Source organism: Goekera deserti (genome assembly GCF_010685995.1).
GTDB lineage: Bacteria > Actinomycetota > Actinomycetes > Mycobacteriales > Geodermatophilaceae > Goekera > Goekera deserti.
This window is the reverse complement of record NZ_JAAGWK010000005.1, coordinates 307,938-328,698: the sequence shown is the minus strand read 5'-3', so window position 1 is coordinate 328,698 and position 20,761 is coordinate 307,938. Positions and strand designations below refer to the sequence as shown.

Genomic DNA, 20,761 nt, shown 5'->3' with positions numbered 1-20,761 from the left:
GCAGCCCGGCTCACGGGTCGACGAGGGTCATCTCGACCGTGTACCCGTCGGCCCGGTAGTGGTGCCGGGCGAACTCGACGGCGCGGCCGGAGTCGTCCCAGCAGGTGCGCTCGACGACGAGCACCGGCGCGCCGGGGTCCAGGCCCAGCCGGCCGGCGGTCTCGGCGTCGGCGCCCTCGGCGCTGATCTGCTGGCTGGCCACCCGCAGGTGCACGCCCTGGGCGCGGAGCACCTCGTACAGCCCGTGGTGGGTGAGGTCGGCGTCGGCGGGGAGCAGGTCGGCCGGCAGCCAGTTGTGCAGCACCGCCAGCGGGCCGTCGTCGACGCAGCGCAGCCGGCCGAGGGTCACCACGTCGGTGCCCGGCGCCAGGCCCAGGGTGAGGGCGACCTCGGCCGGGGCGGGGCCGGTCTCGTGCAGCAGCACCGTCGTCGTCGGGTGCTGGCCGGAGCGGACCAGGTCGTCGTGCAGGCTGGAGAGCCGGACCGGGCGGCGTACCCGGCCCTGCACGACCTGGGTGCCCACGCCGCGGCGGCGCACCAGCAGCCCCCGCTCGACCAGCGACTGGATGGCCTGGCGCATGGTGGGCCGGGACAGGCCGAGCCGGTCGGCGAGGGCCACCTCGTTCTCCAGCCGGTCGCCGGGGGCCAGCGTGCCGCTGTCGATGGCGGCCTCGATCTGCTGCGCGACCTGGAAGTACAGCGGCACGGGGCTGGAGCGGTCCACGTCGAAGGGCAGCACGGGCACCTCCCTCCGGGCGTCGACGGCGACAGGATCGTGCGCCCTGGCACCGAGGATGTCCATATGTCCTGACATGTTGACATGACCAGTGGCCCGGACCACACTCCACGATCGGGTGGCCCGGGAACGGGCCCGGGTCCGAGCAGGGGACGACGAGGAGAAGACATGCGGGTGGGGCTCATCGGGAGCGGCCGGATCGGCGCCTTCCACGCACGGACGCTGATCGGGCACCCGGGCGTCGACTCGGTCGTGCTGGCCGACGCCGACGCCCCCCGGGCCCGCGCCGTCGCCGCCGAGCTGGGCGCCGACGCGGTCGACACCACCGACGAGCTGTTCGACGCCGGACCGGACGCCGTGGTGGTCGCCGCCGCCACCGCCGCGCACGCCGGGCTGCTGCTGCGCGCCGCGGAGGCGGGCCTGCCGGTGTTCTGCGAGAAGCCGGTCGCGCCCTCGGTCGTGGAGCACCTGGCGGTGATGCACGCCGTGGAGGCGGCCGGGATCGCGGTGCACGTGGGCTTCCAGCGCCGCTTCGACGCCGGGTACGCCGCCGCGCGGGCCGCCGTCCGCTCGGGCGAGCTGGGCTGGGTGCACACCCTGCGGGCCGGCACGCTGGACCCGGCCCCGCCGCCGGCGGCGTACGTGCCGCTGTCCGGCGGGCTGTTCCGCGACTGCTCGGTGCACGACATCGACGCCGTCCGGTGGGTCACCGGCACCGAGGTGCGCGAGGTCTACGCCACCGGTGCCAACCACGGGGCGGACTTCTTCCGCGAGGCCGGCGACGTCGACGCCGGTGCCGCGCTGCTCACCATGGAGGACGACGCCTTCGCGCTGCTGTCCGGCACCCGGTACAACGCCCGCGGCTGCGACGTCCGGCTGGAGGTGCTCGGCTCGCTGGACTCCGTCTCGGTGGGGCTGGACGACCGGCTGCCGCTGCGCTCGGTGGAGCCGGGTGTCGAGTTCCCCGCCGGCCGGCCGTGGGCGCTGTTCATGGAGCGCTTCGAGCCGGCCTACCGCGCCGAGCTGGCCGCCTTCGTGCAGATGGCGGCCGGTGAGCGGGAGAGCCCGTGCACGGTGCGCGACTCGCTGCAGACGGCGCTGGTCGCCGAGGCGTGCGAGGTGTCCCGGCGCGAGCGGCGCCCGGTGCAGCTGGCCGCGCTGGCCGCGGAGTACGACGTCCTGGTGAGCGCACCGTGACCGCCGGGCGCGGCGGCGTGCTGGACCGGGTGGCCGGCGCGCCGATCTCCTGGGGCGTGTGCGAGGTGCCCGGCTGGGGCCATCAGCTGGCCGTCACCCGGGTGCTCGCCGAGATGCGCGACGTGGGCCTGGTGGCCACCGAGTTCGGCCCGGACGGCTTCCTGCCCCCCGCCCCGGCCGACAAGGCCGCCGTGCTGGCCCAGCACGGGCTGCGGGCGGTCGGGGAGTTCGTGCCGGTCGTGCTGCACGACCCCGGGGTCGACCCGGTGCCGGTGCTGGACCGCGCGCTGGACGGGCTGGTCGCCGCCGGCGCCGACGTCGTGGTGCTCGCCGCCGTCACCGGTGGGGAGGGCTACGAGAACCGCCCGGTGCTGGCGCAGGCCGACTGGGACCGGCTGCTCCGGGCGCTGGACTCACTCGCCGCCCGGGCCGCCGACCGGGGCGTCACCGCCTGCCTGCACCCGCACGTCGGCACGATCGTGGAGCGCGCCGAGGAGGTGCGCCGGGTGCTCGACGGCTCCGGCGTGCCGCTGTGCCTGGACACCGGGCACCTGCTGATCGGCGGCACCGACCCGGCCGCGCTCGCCGCCGAGGTGCCCGACCGGGTGCGGCACGTGCACCTCAAGGACGTCGACGACGCGTGGGCGGCCCGGGTGCGCGCCGGCGAGGTCGGCTACGCGGCCGCCGTGGCGGCCGGCATGTACCGCCCGCTGGGCGCCGGCGACGTCGACGTGGCCGGCATCGTGACCGGCCTGGAGGGCGCCGGGTACGACGGCTGGTACGTGCTGGAACAGGACACCGTGCTGAGCGCGGACCCCGCGCCCGGCGCCGGGCCGGTGGGCGACGTGGCCGCGAGCCTGACCCACCTGCGGTCCCTCGCATGAGCTGGGACGTGCTGACCATGGGACGGGTCGGCGTGGACGTCTACCCGCTGCAGGTCGGCGTCGGGCTGGAGCACGTCGAGACGTTCGGCAAGTTCCTGGGCGGCAGCGCCACCAACGTCGCGGTCGCCGCCGCCCGGCACGGCCGGCGCACCGCGGTGGTCACCCGCACCGGGGCCGACCCGTTCGGCCGGTTCGTGCACCGCGCGCTGGCCGAGCTCGGCGTGGACGACGTCTTCGTGACCGACGTGCCGGGCCTGCCCACGCCGGTGACGTTCTGCGAGGTCTTCCCGCCCGACGACTTCCCGCTCTACTTCTACGGCCGCTCGCCGGCGCCGGACCTGGCCATCGCGGCCGACGAGCTGGACCGGGCGGCGATCACCGCCGCCGGCGTCTTCTGGACGACGACGACCGGGCTGTCCGCCGAGCCCAGCCGGTCGGCGCACCACGCCGCGTGGGCCGCCCGGGGCCGCCGTCCGCTGACCGTGCTGGACCTGGACTGGCGGCCGGTGTCCTGGGACAGCCGGGAGCACGCCACCGCAGAGCTGGCCCGCGCCCTGCCGCAGGTGACCGTGGCCGTGGGCAACCTCGACGAGTGCGACGTCGCGGTCGGCGAGCGCGAGCCGCACGCGGCGGCAGCCGCGCTGCTGGCGCGCGGCGTCGAGCTCGCCGTGGTCAAGCAGGGCCCCGCCGGCGTGCTGGCCGTGACCGCCCACGAGACCGTGCAGGTGCCGCCGGTGCCGGTCGAGGTGGTCAACGGGCTCGGCGCCGGCGACGGCTTCGGCGGCGCGCTGTGCCACGGGCTGCTGGCCGGCTGGCCGCTGGAGCGCACCATCCGCTTCGCCAACGCCGCCGGTGCCGTCGTCGCCGGCCGGCTGGAGTGCTCGACCGCCATGCCCACCACGGCCGAGGTCGAGGCCGCGCTGGAGACCGCCGGTGTCTGACGCCGCCGCCCGCGACCTGGACGACGTCCGGGAGATCCGGGCCCGGCACCCCGAGGTGGTCGCCGAGGCCGCCGCCCGGCGCCGGCGCCGCCCGCTGCTCGGCGACAGCGGCCGGCTGCTGCTCGTCGCCGCGGACCACCCGGCGCGGGGCGCCCTCGGCGTCCGGGCCCAGCACACCGCGATGGCCGACCGGGTCGGCCTGCTCACCCGGCTGCGCACCGCCCTGGCCCGGCCCGGCGTCGACGGCGTGCTGGCCACCGCCGACGTGCTGGAGGACCTGCTGCTGCTCGGTGACCTGGAGGGCAAGGTGGTGGTCGCCTCGATGAACCGCGGCGGCCTGCAGGGCGCCGCGTTCGAGCTGGACGACCGGTTCACCGGCTACGACGTGCCCTCGATCGTCGCCGCTGGTTTCGACGGCGGGAAGATGCTGACCCGGATCGACCTGGCCGACCCGGGCACGGTGCGCACCCTGGAGGCCTGCGGGCGGGCGGTCACCGAGCTGGCCGCGGCCCGGCTGATGGCGATGGTGGAGCCGTTCTGGTCGCACCGGGACGCCGACGGCCGGGTGCGCACCGTGCTGGACGCCGATGCCGTGGTGCGCTCGGTGACGGTCGCGGCGGGCCTGGGCGGCACCAGCGCGCACACCTGGCTGAAGCTGCCGGTCGTCGAGGACATGGCCCGGGTCATGGCGGCCACCACGCTGCCCACGCTGCTGCTCGGCGGTGACCCCTCGGCCGCGCCGGCGGAGACCTTCGCCACCTGGGACCGGGCGCTGGCGCTGCCCGGCGTGCGTGGCCTGGTGGTCGGCCGCGCCCTGCTGTTCCCGCCGGACGGCGACGTCGCGGCCGCCGTCGACGCGGCCGCCGCGCTGGTGCGGGGCGCGTCGTGAGGCTGCACCACCGCGCCGGCACCCTGGCCCGCGGCGACTGGGCCCTGGACCTGGACCCCGAGCGCGCGGGCTGGGACCACACCGGGCTCAAGGTCGCCGAGCTGGCCCCCGGCGGCTCGATCACCGTCGACACCGGCCCGGACGAGGTCCTCGTCGTCCCCCTGGCCGGCTCCTGCACGGTCACCGTCGGTCCCGCGTCCCGCCACGATGGCCATCGTGGCGGACAGGAGATGTCGTTCCTGGTGGCGGGACGACGCTCGGTGTTCGACGGGGCGACCGACCTGGTGTACGCCGGGCGGGGCAGCACGGTCACCGTCACCAGCGAGGCCGGCGGACGGTTCGCCGTCCCGACGGCGCGGGCCGCGACCGACCGCCCGGCCCGCTACCTGCCGGTGGACGGCGTCCCGGTGGAGCTGCGCGGGGCCGGGTCCGCCTCCCGCGAGGTGCGCGACCTGGGCACCCCGGCCGCGCTGCCCGACGCCGACTCGATCATCGTCTGCGAGGTGCTCACCCCGGCCGGCAACTGGTCGAGCTGGCCGCCGCACAAGCACGACGAGGACCGGCCGGGGCAGGAGACCGTGCTGGAGGAGGTCTACTACTTCGAGCTGTCGACGCCCGGCGGCCTGGGCTACCAGCGGGTGTACGGCACCGCCGACCGGCCGCTGGACCTGCTGGCCGAGGTCCGCTCCGGTGACGTCGTGCTGGTGCCGCACGGCTGGCACGGGCCCTCGATGGCCGCACCCGGCTACGACCTGTACTACCTCAACGTGATGGCCGGCCCGGGCGCCGAGCGGGCCTGGCGGATCTGCGACGACCCGGAGCACACCTGGGTCCGCGGCACCTGGGCCGACCAGCAGGTCGACCCCCGACTGCCCTTCGGGAGCGCGCCGTGACGAGACTGACCGTCGCCCAGGCGCTGGTCCGCTTCCTGGCCGTGCAGCACAGCGAGCGGGACGGCGTCCGGCACCGGCTGGTGGAGGGCTGCTCGGGCATCTTCGGCCACGGCAACGTGGCCGGCGTCGGGCAGGCGCTGCTGGAGGACGAGCTGGCCGCGGTGCAGGCCGGGCGCACCCCGGGGCTGCCCTACCGGCACGCCCGCAACGAGCAGGGCATGGTGCACACCGCGGTCGGCTTCGCCCGGATGCGCAACCGGATGAGCACCCTGGCCTGCACGTCCAGCGTCGGGCCCGGCGCCACCAACATGGTCACCGGGGCGGCGCTGGCCACGGTGAACCGGCTGCCGGTGCTGCTGCTGCCCGGGGACACCTTCGCCACCCGCGCCGCCGGCACCGTGCTGCAGGAGCTCGAGCTGCCGGCCGGCCCGGACGTGCAGGTCACCGACTGCTTCCGGCCGGTGTCCCGGTTCTTCGACCGGGTCAGCCGGCCCGAGCAGCTGCCCAGCGCCCTGCTGGGGGCGATGCGGGTGCTCGCCGACCCGGCCGAGACCGGCGCGGTCACCATCGCGCTGCCGCAGGACGTGCAGGCCGAGGCCGCCGACTGGCCCGAGGAGCTCTTCGCCCCGCGCACCTGGCACGTGCCCCGGCCGGTGCCCGAGCCGGCCGCGCTGGCCCGCGCGCTGGACGTGCTGCGCAGCGCCCGCCGCCCGTTGGTGGTCAGCGGGGGCGGCACGGTCTACAGCGAGGCCACCGAGGCGCTGCGGACCTTCGCCGAGGCCACCGGCTCGCCCGTGGCGGAGACCCAGGCCGGCAAGGGGTCGCTGCGCCACGACCACCCGGCGAGCGTCGGCGCGATCGGCGCCACCGGCACCACCGCGGCCAACGCGCTGGCCGCCGAGGCCGACGTGGTGCTGGGCATCGGCACCCGCTGGCAGGACTTCACCACCGCCAGCCGCACCGTGTTCGCCGCCCCCGGCGTGCGGTTCGTCAACGTCAACGTGGCCGGCTCCGACGCCGCCAAGCACTCCGGCGTCGCCCTGCTGGCCGACGCCCGGGTGGCCCTGGAGGCGCTCACCGAGGGGCTGGCCGGCTGGCGGGCCGACCCCGCCTGGACCGAGCGCGGCACCCGGCTGGCCGCCGCGTGGGACCGCACCGTGCAGGCCAGCCACGAGCTGGGCCACCGCCCGCACCCGGCGCAGAGCGAGGTGATCGGCGCGGTCGAGGCCTGGACCGGCGACCGCGACGTCGTCGTATGCGCGGCCGGGTCGATGCCCGGGGACTTGCACCGGCTGTGGCGCACCCGGGACCCCAAGGGCTACCACGTCGAGTACGGCTTCAGCTGCATGGGCTACGAGATCGCCGGCGGCCTCGGCGTCGCGCTGGCCGCCCCGGACCGCCGAGTGGTGGTGATGGTCGGCGACGGCTCGTACCTGATGATGCCCACGGAGATCGCCACCGCCGTCGCCGAGGGCGTCTCGATGACGGTCGTGCTGGTGCAGAACCACGGCTACCAGTCGATCGGTGCGCTGTCGGAGGCGGTCGGGTCGCAGCGCTTCGGCACCCGGTTCCGGTACCGCGGCCCCGGCGGGCGGCTGGACGGCGACCTGCTGCCGGTCGACCTGGCCGCCAACGCCGCGAGCCTGGGCGCCACCGTCCTCCGGGCCGGCACGCTCGCGGAGTTCACCGAGGCGCTGGCCGTCGCCGGGCGCACCGAGGGCGTCGTCGTCGTCGAGGTGCTCACCGACCCGTCGGTGCCCGCGCCGGACAGCGGGGCCTGGTGGGACGTCCCGGTCGCGCAGGTGTCGGCCCTGTCGTCCACCATCGAGGCCGCGCACCGGTACGCCCGGGCGAAGCCGGCCCAGCGGCACCACCTCGCCCCGGCGCTGCCGGACACGATCGGAGAGCCCTCGTGAGCATGCGCACCGTCCCGCACTGGATCGACGGCGCGGAGACACCCGGCGGCGGCGCCCGCCGCAGCACCGTCTTCGACCCGGCCACCGGTGAGCAGCAGGCCGAGGTGGTGCTCGCCGAGCAGGCCGACGTCGACCGGGCCGTGGCCTCCGCCGTGACCGCGGGGCTGAGCTGGGCGCAGTCGTCCCTGTCGGCCCGCACCAGGGTGCTGTTCCGCTTCCGCGAGCTGGTCGACGCCGCCGCCGACGAGCTCGCCGAGCTGGTCAGCTCCGAGCACGGCAAGGTCGTCTCCGACGCACGCGGGGAGGTGCAGCGCGGCCTGGAGGTCGTGGAGTTCGCCTGCGGCATCCCGCAGCTGCTCAAGGGCGACTACTCCGACCAGGTCTCCGCCGACGTCGACTCGTTCTCCTTCCGCCAGCCGCTCGGCGTCGTCGCCGGGATCACGCCGTTCAACTTCCCGGTGATGGTCCCGATGTGGATGCACCCGGTGGCGATCGCCTGCGGCAACGTTTTCGTGCTCAAGCCCAGCGAGCGCGACCCGTCCGCGGCGCTGGCCGTGGCCCGGCTCTGGCAGCAGGCCGGGCTGCCCGACGGCGTGTTCAGCGTCGTGCAGGGCGACAAGGTGGCCGTGGACACCCTGCTCGACCACCCGGACGTGGCCGCCGTCTCCTTCGTGGGCAGCACCCCGATCGCCCGGTACGTGCACCAGCGCGCGGGTGCCGCGGGCAAGCGGGTGCAGGCCCTGGGCGGCGCGAAGAACCACGCCGTCGTCCTGCCGGACGCGGACATGGCGCACACCGCCGCCCAGCTGACCGCCGCCGCCTACGGCTCGGCCGGGCAGCGCTGCATGGCGGTGTCGGCGACCGTCGCGGTCGGCGACGCGGCCGACGCGCTGGTCCAGGCGCTGGCCGCGCAGGCCGACGCGGTGGTGCTCGGGCCCGGCCGGGACGCCGGCAGCGACATGGGCCCGGTGATCACCGCCGCCGCCCGGGACCGGGTGGTGGCGATGGTCGACTCCGGCGAGCGGGAGGGTGCCCAGGTGGTGGTGGACGGCCGCGGCCGCTCCGTGGCCGGGCACGAGGGCGGCTTCTTCGTCGGCCCGACCCTGCTCGACGGTGTGACCCCGGACATGGAGGTGTACCGCGAGGAGGTCTTCGGCCCGGTGCACGTGGTGCTGCGGGTGGACACCCTCGACGAGGCCATCGCGCTGGTCAACGCCAACCCCTACGGCAACGGGACGGCGGTGTTCACCGCCGACGGCGAGAGCGCCCGGCGGTTCCAGCGTGGCGTCACGGTGGGCATGATCGGGGTGAACGTGCCGATCCCGGTGCCGATGGCGTACTACTCGTTCGGCGGGTGGAAGGACTCCCTGTTCGGCGACCGGCACGTGCACGGTCCGGAAGGGGTGTCGTTCTACACGCGCGGGAAGGTGGTCACCGCACGCTGGCCGCACGTGGCCCGGCCGGTGACGGCGAGCATGCAGTTCCCGACGTCCACCTGACCGCCCGCGGGAGCAGCCCGACTCCCGCCCCAGACCACCGTGGACACCACGTCCACGCCCCGGCGACGCGACGCTGCGCCGTACACACAGGAGGAAAGCACCGATGGCAGTTCCCAAGCGGTTGATCGCGCTCCTGGTCGGGGTGCCCCTGGCACTCACGGCCTGCTCCAGCGGGGACGACGAGCCCGCGGCGTCCGGCGGCGGGAGCGGGGACGCCGACCTGTCCTTCGCCGTCGTCACCCACGGCAGCGCGGGCGACGCCTTCTGGGACGTCGTCAAGAACGGTGCGGACCAGGCCGGCGAGGACCTCGGCGTCTCGGTCGACTACCAGTCCGACGGCGACCCGGGCCGCCAGTCCCAGCTGATCGACTCCGCGGTCAACCAGGACGTCGACGGCATCGTGGTGTCCATGGCCAACCCGGACGCGCTGCGCGAGTCCGTCGAGGCCGCGGTCGCCGCCGGCATCCCGGTCGTGACGATCAACTCCGGTGCGGCGCAGTCGGTCGAGTACGGCGCGATCGGCCACGTCGGGCAGGACGAGACGATCGCCGGCCAGGGTGCCGGGGAGCGGCTGCGCTCGGAGGGCGCCACCTCGGTGCTGTGCGTCGTCCACGAGGCCGGCAACATCGGCCTGGAGCAGCGCTGCGACGGCGCCTCGACCGGCCTGGGCGCCCCGGTGCAGACCCTGCAGGTCGACATCAACGACCTGGCCGCGGCCCAGACGACGATCACCTCGCAGCTGCAGACCGGCGACGTCGACGCGATCCTCACGCTGAACTCCAGCGTGGCCCAGGTGGCGGCCGCCGCCGTCGGGGACGCCGGCTCGCAGGCCACCGTGGCCACGTTCGACCTGAACTCCGACGTCATCTCCGGGATCCAGGACGGCACGATCGGCTTCGCGGTGGACCAGCAGCAGTACGAGCAGGGCTACCTGCCGATCGTGATGCTCAAGCTGTACGCGCAGAACCTGAACACCGTGGGCGGTGGCCAGCCGGTGCTCACCGGGCCCGGCATCGTGGACGCCGACAACGTCGACCAGATCGCCGACCTCGCCTCCTCCGGCACCCGCTGACCGCCGCGGGGCGCCGCCGGTGGGCGGCGCCCCGCGACCGGGACGGGGACCATCGGGTGCGTCACCCCGCACGGCGACGCCGTCCGGTCGCCTGTCCGCACCGTCACACCGCACCAGCGCCCGGGTCAGCCCGGGGAGGGAGCCCGCCGTGAGCACGTCCACCACCACCGCCGCCGAGCCCGGCGCCGCGCCGTCCCCGCCGCCGGGGCCAGCCGGCGCCGGTGACGAGCGGGTCGCCCGCGTCGGCGTGCTCCGCAAGCTGCTGGTCAAGCCCGAGCTCGGGGCGCTGATCGGCGCGCTGGTCATCCTGGTGTTCTTCGCCGCCCAGTCCAGCACCTTCCGGGACATCAGCGGCGTGGCCAACTGGCTGGACCCGGCGTCGACGATCGGGATCATGGCCATCGCGGTGGCCCTGCTCATGATCGGCGGCCACTTCGACCTGTCCGCCGGTGTGATGACCGGCACGACAGCGCTGACCGTGGGCATCTGCACCACCCAGCTGGACATGACCGTGTGGGCGGCGATCGCCGTGTCGCTGGCGATCGCGCTGTCCATCGGCTTCCTCAACGGCTTCCTGGTGGTGCGCACCAAGCTGCCCAGCTTCATCATCACCCTGGGCAGCTTCCTCATGCTGCAGGGCCTGAACCTGGGCCTGACCAAGGCGTTCACCGGCACGGTCACCGTCGGCGGCATCGACGACTACGACGGCTACGACTCCGCCCGGGCGGTCTTCGCCTCCACCGTCACCATCGCGGGGCAGCAGTTCCGGATCGCCATCCTGTGGTGGGTGCTGTTCACCGTGCTGGCCAGCTACGTGCTGCTGCGCACCCGCTTCGGCAACTGGGTGTTCGCCACCGGGGGCGACGAGGTGGCCTCGCGCAACGTCGGCGTGCCGGCCGCCCGCACCACGATCACGCTGTTCATGACCACCGCGGCCGCGGCCTGGTTCGTCGGCACCGTCTACGCCGTCCGCACCACGTCGGTGCAGGCCAACATCGGCATCGGTCAGGAGCTGATCTACATCGTCGCGGCGGTCATCGGCGGCTGCCTGCTCACCGGTGGCTTCGGCTCGGCGGTCGGGGCGTCGCTGGGGGCGCTGATCTTCGGCATGACCCAGCAGGGCATCACCTACCTGGGCTGGGACACCGACTGGTTCTACTTCTTCCTCGGCGCGATGCTGTTGCTCGCCGTCCTGACCAACCAGGTGGTCCGGCGCTACGCCGAGTCCGCCCGGGCCTAGGAGCACACCGATGACCGACACCCTGCCCACGCCCGGTGCCGCGGCGGCCGGTGCGGGGGACGCGCCGCTGCTGGAGGTCCGCTCGGTCGGCAAGACGTTCGGCAGCGTGATCTCGCTGCAGGACGTGTCCACGGTGGTGCGGGCCGGCCAGGTCACCTGCGTGCTGGGCGACAACGGCGCCGGCAAGTCCACCTTCATCAAGATCCTGTCCGGGGTGCACCAGCCGGACTCCGGGTCGCTGGCGATGAACGGGCAGCAGGTCACCTTCGGCTCCCCGCGCCAGGCGCTGGACGCCGGGATCGCCACGGTCTTCCAGGACCTGGCGATGATCCCGCTGATGGCCATCTGGCGGAACTTCTTCCTCGGGTCCGAGCCGACCACCGGCTGGGGGCCGTTCCGGCGTTTCGACAGCGCGACGGCCAAGGAGGTCACCCGCCGCGAACTCGGCGCGATGGGCATCGACATCCGGGACCCCGACCAGCCGGTGGGCACGCTGTCCGGCGGCGAGCGGCAGTCGGTGGCGATCGCCCGCGCGGTCTACCACGGCGCGAAGGTGCTCATCCTGGACGAGCCGACGTCCGCCCTCGGCGTCAAGCAGGCCGGGGTGGTGCTGCGCTACATCGCCCAGGCGCGCGACCGCGGGCTCGGCGTCGTGTTCATCACGCACAACCCGCACCACGCCTTCCCGGTGGGCGACCGGTTCCTGCTGCTCAAGCGCGGGCGCAGCCTGGGCGACTTCGCCAAGGGCGAGGTGACCCGGGACGAGATCACGTCGATGATGGCCGGCGGCGCGGAGCTCGACGAGCTGGCGCACGAGCTCGAGCGGCCGGGCGACTGACCAGCCCGTTCCTGAACTCTCGGAGAACGCTCTGCGTGTTGTCTAGGTTACTGGTGGTGCGGGTGGGACTGTAGGGACAGATCCCCCCGTCCTCGTTCCGTCCCAGGGAGTCCATGTGCTGCAGCGCCGAACGGGTGCACCCGTGCCGGGTGCCCGCCGTCCGGGCCGCGCTGCCCTGCTGTCGGTGCTGGTCACGGTGCTGCTCACGCTCGGCGCGGCGCCGGCGACGGCCGCCCCGGAGCCGCCGCCCAACCCCACCGACGAGCAGATCGGTGCCGCCAGCCAGGCCCAGCAGGCAGCGGCGGCCGAGGTCGGCCGGATCGCCGCGCTGGTCGCCGACGCCGAGGGCCGGCTCGAGCAGGCCCAGTTCCAGGCCGAGGCCGCCGGCACCGCCTACCTGGCGGCCGAGGAGGCCCTGGGCATCGCCCAGGCCGAGGCCGACCGCGCCGCCGCAGCCTCCCAGGCCGCGGCCGACGCCGTCGCCGTGGCGCAGGTGCAGCTGGGCGACATGGCCCGGGACAGCTACATCAGTGGCGGGTCGACCACCTCCACGCTGGCCCTGCTGGCCGCCGAGGGCCCCAGCGAGCTGCTGCAGCAGGCCGCGATCCTGGACTACGTCACCGCCAACCAGGTCGACGTGCTGGACGCCCTGCAGGTCGCCCGGGTGCAGCAGGCCAACGCCGACCGGATCGCCCGCGCGGCCCGCGACGAGACCGCCGCCGCGGAGGCCGCCGCGGCCGAGGCCAAGCAGGTGGCGGAGGACCAGCTGGCCAGCCAGCAGGCCGTGTTCGAGGAGGTGACCGCGCAGAAGGCCGAGTACGAGCGGCAACTGCAGGACGCCGAGGTCGCGCTGCTGCAGCTGCAGGGTGCCCGCGACGCCTACGGCCAGTGGCTGGCCGCCAAGCAGGCCGAGGAGGCCGCCGCCGCGGCGGCCGCCGCCGAGGACCAGGCGCGCACCGCCGCTGCCGCCCGCAGCGCGCGCGGCGCCGGCGGGACCGCCGGCCAGGCACCCACCCCGGGGTCCGCGAACTACGTCAAGCCGGCGTCCGGGCGGGTCAGCAGCTGCTTCGGCTCCCGCTGGGGCACCACGCACTTCGGGGTGGACATCGCCGCCCCCATCGGCACGCCGATCTACGCCGCCACCTCCGGCACGGTGCAGCGGGCCGGCGCGGCCAGCGGCTTCGGCCAGGCCGTCTACATCCGCGGCGACGACGGCGCGGTCACCGTCTACGGCCACGTCAACTCCTACTACGTCGAGGCCGGGGAGCGGGTGTCGGCCGGCGAGGAGATCGCCGAGGTCGGCAACCGCGGCCAGTCGACCGGCCCGCACCTGCACTTCGAGGTGCACCCAGGCGGGCTGATGTACGGCGGCCAGACCGACCCGGTGCCGTGGATGAACGCCCGCGGCATCAGCCTCGGCGGCTGCGGGGGCTGACGGCCGGGCGTTACCGTCCCGGGGTGACCGCACCCGTCGACCCCCGTGCCGGCTGGCAGCTGCCCGCCCCGGGCACGATGCCGCGCACCGCCCAGCTCGAGCCGCTGGTCACCCGGGTGCTGGCGCCGAACGCCTCCGGCATGACCCTGGACGGCACGAACACCTACCTGGTGGGCGCGCCCGGCAGCGGCCAGGCGGTGGTGGTCGACCCCGGCCCGGCCGACGACGCGCACCTCGCCGCCGTCGAGCAGGCGCTGGCCGGCCGGGACGCCCGCGTGGTCGCCGTCCTGGTCACCCACCACCACGGCGACCACGCAGAGGCCGCGCTGCCCTGGGGCGCCCGGTTCGACGCCCCGGTCGCCGCCGCCTCGCCCGGCGTCGCCGGCCCGGGCGGGCGGGTGCTGGCCTCCGGGGAGCAGCTCGCGCTGGCCGGGACGACGCTGGGCGTGCTGGCCACCCCCGGGCACTGCAGCGACCACCTGGCCTTCCGGCTGGAGTCCGGTGCCGTGCTGGTGGGCGACCACGTGCTCGGCCGCGGCACCTCGGTGGTCACCCACCCCGAGGGCAGCGTCGTGGACTACCTGGACTCGCTGCGCCGGCTGCACGACCTGGGCCCGTCGGCGCTGTACTGCGGCCACGGGCCGGAGCTCACCGAGGACCCCACCGCGGTGCTGGACTACTACCTGGCCCACCGGGCGTACCGGGAGTGGCAGCTGCTGGCCGCGCTGGTGCCGGGCGCGCGGACCGTCGCCGAGCTGGTGGCCGAGGTGTACGCCGCCGTCCCGCGGGAGGTGTGGCCGGCGGCCGAGCAGTCGACCCGGGCCACCCTGGCCAAGCTGCGCGCCGAGGGCCGCGTCGTGCCCGGCGCCGGCGACTCCGTCCGCCTCGCGACCCCCTGACCCGCCGCCCTCGTCCCCCTCCCCGCGCAGTCTGTACAGGCGGCGCGGCATCCTGCCCCGCTTCCTGGACAGGAAGCGCGAGATGGTCGCCGGCGACCGGCCCGGGGGCGTGCGGACGCGTGGTCGTCACGTCAGCGCAACGCTGCTGGGGCAGGGTGCGCCCGTGACCCGACTGCTCGTGACGAACGCCGTCCTGCTGACCTGCGACCCCGACCGTCCCCCCGCCTTCCGCGGCTGGTTCACCGTCGGCGACGACGGCCGGATCACCGGGGTGCACGAGGGCGACCCGGGGCCGGAGGTGACCGCCGAGCGGGTGCTGGACGTCGCCGGCGCGCTGGTCGGGCCGGGGTTCGTGTCCTCGCACAGCCACCTGTTCACCTCCGCCAGTCGGGGCATGGCCGCCGACCAGTCGCTCTACGGCTGGATCGAGGGCATGACCCGCTACACCGAGGCCGCCGACGCCGAGGACGTGTACTGGTTCACCCGGCACGGGGCCCAGGACTTCCTGCGCAACGGCATCACCACCGCCTTCGACTTCACCGACCCCGACCTGGCCTTCGAGCGCCAGTCCGCGGGCGTGGCCTCCTTCGTCGCGGCCCTGCCGGACACCGCCTACCAGCACGCCCAGCTGCGGGCCAGCCTGGACGCCGGCCTGCGCTCGGTGCACAGCGTGATGCTCGGGCAGGGGGCGGTGCCGCAGGCCGACGCGCTGGCCCAGCTGGACGACGTCGTCGGGATGGCCGCCGCCTTCGGCGACGACCCGCGGTTCCTGCGGATGGCGGTCAGCGGTGCCGTGCAGTGGGCACCGAGCCCGGCCGCGGCGGACCTGGAGCTGGCCGCGATGCGCCGGCACGGCCTGCTCAACCAGCCGCACCTGCTGGAGACGCCGCACGAGGTGGAGCTCCAGCGCTCGAAGTTCGGCTGGTACCGCGATGCCGGGGTGCTCGGGCCCGACGTGGTGTTCGGCCACTTCATCCAGACCGACGAGGCGATCATCGCCACGTCCGCCGAGGCCGGCTGCGGGGTGAGCTGGCAGCCGATGAGCAACGGCCGGCTGGCCAGCGGCGTCACCAGCATCCCGGAGATCCGGGCAGCCGGCATGCGGGTGGGCATCGGCCTGGACGACCAGTCCTGCACCGACGTCTCCGACCCGTTCAGCAACATGCGCACCGGCATCGCGCTGCTCCGCGCCACCTACCGGGACCCGGCCGCCATGCCGGTGGGCGACATGCTGACCCTGGCCACCCGAGGGTCGGCCGAGGTGCTGGGCGTCGACGACCGGGTGGGCAGCCTGCGGGTGGGCCGGTTCGCCGACTTCCTCGTGGTCGACCCCCGCGACCCCGACACCGGCCCGGTGTGGGACCCGGTGGCCACCTACGTGCTGGCCTGCTCGCTGCGCAACCTGCACCAGGTCTGGTCCGGTGGCGTGCAGGTCGCCGACGGTGCCCGACTGGTCGACCCGCAGGCGGGTGAGGTGGTCAGCCAGACCCACGAGCGGATGGCCCGGCTGGCGGCCGCCGTGGGCTGATCTAGCGTCGGGAGGGTGAGCATCGACGTGCCCGTGGTCACCGCGGCCGACAGCGAGCGGGACCAGCGGCGGGTGGCGGCCGAGCTGGGGCGGCGGGGGATCGGGCGCGGCGACCGCCTGGTGGTGTCCGCGTCGGCGTCCCCGGCGCTGCTGGCGGTGGTGCTGGGCGCGCTGCGCACCGGCGTCGTCCCGGTGGTGCTGGACCCCGGGCTGCCGCCGGGGGAGCGGGCCGCGCTGGTCGCGGACGCCGACCCGGCCCTGGACGTCGCCGACGAGCCCGCCCGGCTGCTCACCGGCGAGGCCACTGCGGAGCTCGCACCGTGGCCGCTGGCCCGGCCGATGCACTACACCTCCGGCACCACCGGACGCCGCAAGGGCGTGTGGTCCGGCGTCCTGGACGACGCGGACGCCCGGGCGCTGTCCGCCGAGGAGATCGACCTGTGGGGCTTCACCGCCGCCGACCGGCACCTGGTGCTCTCCCCGCTGCACCACTCGGCGCCGCTGCGGTTCGCGGTGCACACGCTGCTGGCCGGCGGCGAGGTGCTGCTGCCCGGCCCCTTCGACGCCGCCCGCGCGGCACAGGTGGTCACCGGCCTGCGCCCCACGACGACGTTCTGCGTACCGACCCACCTGCAGCGGCTGATCGCCCGGGACGACGTCGACTGGTCGTCCTTCCGGGTGCTGGCGCACGCCGGTGCACCTTGTCCGGAGCCGGTGAAGCGGGCGGTGCTGGCCGCGCTGCCCGCGGGGTCGGTCTGGGAGTTCTACGGCTCCACCGAGGTCCAGTTCACCGTGTGCTCGCCGGCGGACTGGCAGGCGCACCCGGGCAGCGTGGGCCGGGCGCGGCCGGGGCGCCGGCTGGAGACCGACGAGCGCGGCCAGCTGTGGTGCGCGGTGCCGCGCTGGGCGCGGTTCGAGTACTGGCGGGCGCCGGAGAAGACCGCGGCCGCCTGGCGGGGCGACCGGGTGACCGTCGGCGACCTGGGCCGGGTCGACCCGGACGGCCTGGTGTGGCTGGACGGCCGGCGGGAGGACCTGGTCATCTCCGGCGGGGTGAACGTGTACCCGGCCGAGGTGGAGGCGGTGCTGGACGCGCACCCGGGCGTGGTGGAGAGCGCGGTCGTCGGCGTGCCGGACGACGACTGGGGCCAGCGGGTGGTCGCCGCCTACGTCGGGGACGCCGACCCGGCCGAGCTCGCCGCCTGGGCCCGGGAACGGCTCACCGCGGCCAAGCGGCCCAAGAGCCTGCACCCGGTGGGGGAGCTGCCCCGCACCTCGACCGGCAAGGTGCGCCGCCTGGACCTGCCCGCCGTCCTCGGCCTGTGACCGCCGTCCCGCCGCCCCCGCCGGCGGCCGCCGGCCCGCCAGGACCGACACGAACTCCCCGCCAAGATGGCCATCTTGGCGGGCGTGTGGGGGAGCGCTGGGACGTCGTGGTGGTGGGGGCGGGGTCGGCCGGGTGCGCGCTGGCGGCCCGGCTGGTGGACGCCGGCAGGCGGGTGCTGCTGCTGGAGGCCGGGGCCGACCACGCGCGGCCGGAGGACTTCCCGGCCGCGGTGCGGGACGCCGCGACGATGGGCGCCGCGGTGCCCGGGCACCCGGCGAACTGGGACCTGGTCGGCGAGCTGACCGGTGAGCTGCGCTGGCCGGTGCCCCGCGGGCGGGTCGTCGGCGGGTCCAGCGCGCTGAACGGCACCTACTTCGTCCGCGGCACCCCGGCGGACTTCGACGGCTGGGCCGCGGCGGGCAACGACCTGTGGTCCCACGACCGGGTGCTGCCGGCGTTCGCCCGGTCGGAGGCCGACGCCGCCTACGGGGACCGGCCGGGGCACGGCGCGCACGGGCCGGTGCCGGTCACCCGCAGCACCCGCCCGCACCCGGTGACCGACGCCTTCGCCGCGGCCTGCGACGAGCTCGGCTTCCCGGAGGAGCCGGACAAGAACGCGGGTGGGCCGCCGGGCCACGGGCCGCTGCCGGTCAACGTCGTCGACGGCGTGCGGGTGAACGCGGCGATGGCGTACCTGTCCCCGCGCCGGGGACGGCCCGGGCTGACCGTGCGCGGGGACACCCCGGTGACCCGGGTGGTCGTCGAGCGCGGCCGCGCGGTGGGGGTGCAGACCGCGGCGGGGGTGGTGCACGCCGACGAGGTGGTGCTCGCGGCCGGCGCCGTCGGCTCGCCGCATCTGCTGATGCTGTCCGGGATCGGTCCGGCCGCGCAGCTGCGGACCGCCGGCGTCCCGGTGCTGGTCGACCTGCCCGGGGTGGGCGCGGAGTTCAGCGACCACCCCGACCTCTACGTCACCTGGCGCCCGGCCCGGCGCACCCCGATGCCGCGCGGCCTGCTGCCGCTGGCCAGCGCGCTGAACACCGCGGCGGCCGGCTCCCGGGCCGACGGCGACCTGGAGGTGATGCCCTGGCTGAAGCCGTTCAGCCGGGTGATGCTGTCCCGCGCGACCGGCTCGCCGCTGTCCGGCGTCGCCGACGTGCTGCGCCGGCCCGGCCCGGCGCTGCGGGCGCTGCGGCGTTCCTCGTCGTCCCGGCTGCTGGACCAGGCGCGGCGGCGCGACGACCTGTACCTCGGCCTGGCGCTGCAGCAGGAGGACAGCCGCGGGCTGATCTCGCTGGTCAGCGCCGATCCGGCGGTGCAGCCGCGGATCGAGTACCGCTACCTCACCGAGGAGAGCGACCGGCGGCGGATGCGGGAGGGTGTGCGGCTGTGCGCCGAGCTGCTGCGCACGGCCGCGTTCGCCCCGCTGGTCGCCGAGCGCACCGGGCTCGCCGACACCGAGCTGGACGACGACCGCGCGCTGGACCGCTGGGTGCGCCACCACCTGGCCACCGCGGTGCACCTGGCCGGCAGCGCCCGGATGGGCCCGGAGTCCGACCCCGGCGCGGTGGTCGACCAGCACCTGCGGGTACGGGGGGTGACCGGGCTCCGGGTGGTGGACACCTCGGTGATGCCCCGGGTCACCTCCCGCGGGCCCGCGGCCACGGCGGTGATGCTCGGTGAGCGGGCCGCCGAGCTGATGGCCGGCGCCGGGTGAGCGCCGGCCCCCGGGCGGCTCAGACGGTGGTGCGCCCGGAGACGCGGGTGCGCTCCAGCTCGGCGACGAGCGCGTCGGCCATGGCCTGCAGCTCGGCGGTCTCCTCGGCGGTCCAGCTGCGCGCCTCGGAGCCGATCAGGCAGTAGTTGCCGAGCACCTGCCCGCGGGAGGTGACCAGCGGGACGCCCGCGTAGGTGCGCACGCCGTCCTGGTCGACCAGCGGGTTGGTGCGCTGGATCACGTCGGAGTGCGCGTCGGGCACGATGTAGGCCTCGCGGGTGCGCACGCTCGTGGCGCAGAACGACCACTCCAGCGGGGTGCCGCCCACCTCGGCCAGCCAGCCCTCCAGGCCGTGGCTGCCGGCGAACTGCTGCGAACCCTCCAGGACGATGCTGACCAGCCCGATCGGGGCCCCGAAGCGCTCGGCCACCCGCCGCGCCGCACGGTCCAGCCGGGCGCGTGCTGCGTCGGAGAACAGGTCCAGGTCGAGGATCTCCGCCATCCGCGCGGTGTCCGGCACCCGCCCGCGCAGCAGGGACTCCATCGACCGGCGGGCCCAGTCGGTGGGCAGCGCCGTCGTCTCGTGGGTGGACAGCGCGCGGTAGGTGGCCACCCGGATGGCGAGTGCCCGGCCGGCCAGCCCGACGGCGCCCGGGCGGGCGGCCACGGCGTCGGCCAGGGCGGTCATCTGGTCCAGGTCGAGCAGGTACGCGCCCTCGGGCACGCCCGCCTCGGCGCAGACCTCCGCCCACAGGGCGTCGACGTCCTCCCCGGTCAGCGAGGTGAGTGCCGTGCGCGCGTCGTCGGTGGTGGGTGCCGACATCCGGTGGCTGGGCAGGCGAGGCAACGGCACGCGGGGCTCGGTCACCTTGTGGTTGTCGGGAGGGTCGCCCCGGAATCCAGCCGAACCGCCCGGCCGTCAGCGGACGGAGCGCATCTCGCTGGTCGTCGGGGTCAGCGGGGCCCACGCGTCCGGGTGCGGGCGGCCCTGGTCGGCGACCCAGGAGGGCATCCGGGGGTCCCGGGACCCGCCGGTGCCGCGGCGGTCGGCCGGCCGGGCGCTCAGCCGGACGATGAGCGCGAGCAGCAGGAGCAGGGCGACGAAGGTGCCGCCGAGGAGCAGGAGCGTGGAGACCATGGGTGTCAACCTATGGTCGGGAACGATCCGTCCTCGGCAGTCCGGGCGGGCAGAAGTGGCCGAAGATGACCGGCATGACCTGCGACAACTGACAGGCGCGTTCAGCTGACGGCGGGCACCAGCGGGACGAGCCGGTTCCAGCGGGCGATCTCGCAGCCGTTGCTGCGCTGCACCGTGGTGTCCACCTGCTGCCCGTCCCGGGTGCCGGTGACGACGGCGGTCTGCGGGCCGCCGAACACCTGGCTGCACACCGTGTCCCCGGCGACCGGGTCGAGTGCTGTGGCGCCGCCCGCCGCGAGCGCGGCGCACGCGCCCGCCGGGTCCGGGTGGTCCCCGCCGTCCGGTGCGCACCGCAGCGTCCACGTCTGCTCGGCGTCCTCGCCGCCGGAGCGCACGGTGACCGTCAGCTCGGTGCCCGACGCCGGTGCCGGCTCCGTCGTGCTGCCGCCCGCTCCGGACGGGGACGACGGGACGGCCGCGGTGCCCGCCGGGGGCTCGTCGGAGCCGCAGCCGGACAGCGCCACGGCGCCGGCGAGCAGGACGGCCGGGAGCGCGCGGGTGCGGTGCGGGGAACGGTGCACCCACCCACGGTAGGTGTCCCGGGCCGGGCCG

19 protein-coding genes are annotated in these 20,761 nt (G+C 75.7%); 15 read left to right on the top strand and 4 right to left on the bottom strand.

Annotated elements, in window-relative coordinates:
- Positions 1-10: 10 nt before the first annotated feature.
- Complete coding sequence (locus G1H19_RS03115) at positions 11-739, bottom strand: GntR family transcriptional regulator (RefSeq protein ID WP_235928179.1); 729 nt, start codon at positions 737-739, stop codon at positions 11-13.
- A 165-nt stretch (positions 740-904) separates the two neighbouring features.
- Between G1H19_RS03115 and G1H19_RS03110 the strand changes: the two genes are divergently transcribed.
- The 15 genes from G1H19_RS03110 (at position 905) to G1H19_RS24345 (ending at position 19,011) form a co-directional block, all read left to right on the top strand.
- A complete protein-coding gene (locus tag G1H19_RS03110) occupies positions 905-1,933 on the top strand; it encodes a Gfo/Idh/MocA family protein (RefSeq protein WP_152730203.1) in 1,029 nt (342 codons plus the stop codon).
- On the top strand, positions 1,930-2,817 hold the full coding sequence (locus G1H19_RS03105) for a TIM barrel protein (RefSeq protein WP_235928178.1): 888 nt from the start codon (positions 1,930-1,932) through the stop codon (positions 2,815-2,817). Before G1H19_RS03110 ends, G1H19_RS03105 begins: the two co-directional genes overlap by 4 nt.
- On the top strand, positions 2,814-3,758 hold the full coding sequence (gene iolC / locus G1H19_RS03100; RefSeq protein ID WP_152730202.1) for a 5-dehydro-2-deoxygluconokinase: 945 nt from the start codon (positions 2,814-2,816) through the stop codon (positions 3,756-3,758). The genes G1H19_RS03105 and iolC overlap by 4 nt, the downstream gene beginning before the upstream one ends.
- Positions 3,751-4,647, top strand: a complete 897-nt coding sequence (locus G1H19_RS03095; protein ID WP_202925942.1) for a Cgl0159 family (beta/alpha)8-fold protein — start codon at positions 3,751-3,753, stop codon at positions 4,645-4,647. Before iolC ends, G1H19_RS03095 begins: the two co-directional genes overlap by 8 nt.
- A complete protein-coding gene (gene iolB / locus G1H19_RS03090) occupies positions 4,644-5,540 on the top strand; it encodes a 5-deoxy-glucuronate isomerase (protein WP_162393165.1) in 897 nt (298 codons plus the stop codon). Before G1H19_RS03095 ends, iolB begins: the two co-directional genes overlap by 4 nt.
- Positions 5,537-7,456, top strand: a complete 1,920-nt coding sequence (gene iolD, locus G1H19_RS03085; protein ID WP_202925941.1) for a 3D-(3,5/4)-trihydroxycyclohexane-1,2-dione acylhydrolase (decyclizing) — start codon at positions 5,537-5,539, stop codon at positions 7,454-7,456. The genes iolB and iolD overlap by 4 nt, the downstream gene beginning before the upstream one ends.
- Before the next feature lie 2 nt (positions 7,457-7,458).
- A complete protein-coding gene (locus G1H19_RS03080) occupies positions 7,459-8,955 on the top strand; it encodes a CoA-acylating methylmalonate-semialdehyde dehydrogenase (RefSeq protein WP_152730402.1) in 1,497 nt (498 codons plus the stop codon).
- Between the two features lie 103 nt (positions 8,956-9,058).
- Complete coding sequence (locus G1H19_RS03075; protein WP_152730200.1) at positions 9,059-10,027, top strand: substrate-binding domain-containing protein; 969 nt, start codon at positions 9,059-9,061, stop codon at positions 10,025-10,027.
- A 148-nt stretch (positions 10,028-10,175) separates the two neighbouring features.
- Positions 10,176-11,267 carry an ABC transporter permease gene (locus G1H19_RS03070; RefSeq protein ID WP_174277977.1) on the top strand — a complete coding sequence of 364 codons (1,092 nt, stop codon included), beginning with the start codon at positions 10,176-10,178 and terminating at the stop codon, positions 11,265-11,267.
- Between the two features lie 10 nt (positions 11,268-11,277).
- A complete protein-coding gene (locus tag G1H19_RS03065) occupies positions 11,278-12,105 on the top strand; it encodes an ATP-binding cassette domain-containing protein (protein WP_152730199.1) in 828 nt (275 codons plus the stop codon).
- 115 nt (positions 12,106-12,220) lie between these two features.
- The gene (locus G1H19_RS03060; RefSeq protein WP_162393164.1) at positions 12,221-13,540 is read left to right on the top strand and encodes a peptidoglycan DD-metalloendopeptidase family protein; all 1,320 of its coding nucleotides are present in this window, start codon (positions 12,221-12,223) and stop codon (positions 13,538-13,540) included.
- Between the two features lie 23 nt (positions 13,541-13,563).
- Positions 13,564-14,439 (top strand): MBL fold metallo-hydrolase, encoded by an 876-nt coding sequence (locus tag G1H19_RS03055; protein ID WP_162393163.1) that lies wholly within the window; start codon positions 13,564-13,566, stop codon positions 14,437-14,439.
- Between the two features lie 163 nt (positions 14,440-14,602).
- Positions 14,603-15,967, top strand: coding sequence for an amidohydrolase family protein (locus G1H19_RS03050; protein WP_202925940.1), 1,365 nt, complete (start codon positions 14,603-14,605; stop codon positions 15,965-15,967).
- A 15-nt stretch (positions 15,968-15,982) separates the two neighbouring features.
- Positions 15,983-17,293 carry a class I adenylate-forming enzyme family protein gene (locus tag G1H19_RS03045; protein ID WP_235928177.1) on the top strand — a complete coding sequence of 437 codons (1,311 nt, stop codon included), beginning with the start codon at positions 15,983-15,985 and terminating at the stop codon, positions 17,291-17,293.
- 86 nt (positions 17,294-17,379) lie between these two features.
- Positions 17,380-19,011 (top strand): GMC family oxidoreductase, encoded by a 1,632-nt coding sequence (locus tag G1H19_RS24345; RefSeq protein ID WP_162393162.1) that lies wholly within the window; start codon positions 17,380-17,382, stop codon positions 19,009-19,011.
- A 19-nt stretch (positions 19,012-19,030) separates the two neighbouring features.
- On the opposite strand, the gene G1H19_RS24340 is transcribed toward G1H19_RS24345, so the two are convergent.
- The 3 genes from G1H19_RS24340 to G1H19_RS24335 form a co-directional block, all read right to left on the bottom strand.
- The gene (locus G1H19_RS24340) at positions 19,031-19,879 is read right to left on the bottom strand and encodes a GAF domain-containing protein (RefSeq protein ID WP_152730197.1); all 849 of its coding nucleotides are present in this window, start codon (positions 19,877-19,879) and stop codon (positions 19,031-19,033) included.
- A gap of 51 nt (positions 19,880-19,930) precedes the next feature.
- The gene (locus G1H19_RS03030; RefSeq protein ID WP_152730196.1) at positions 19,931-20,149 is read right to left on the bottom strand and encodes a hypothetical protein; all 219 of its coding nucleotides are present in this window, start codon (positions 20,147-20,149) and stop codon (positions 19,931-19,933) included.
- 101 nt (positions 20,150-20,250) lie between these two features.
- On the bottom strand, positions 20,251-20,730 hold the full coding sequence (locus G1H19_RS24335; protein ID WP_162393161.1) for an SSI family serine proteinase inhibitor: 480 nt from the start codon (positions 20,728-20,730) through the stop codon (positions 20,251-20,253).
- Positions 20,731-20,761: the final 31 nt, after the last annotated feature.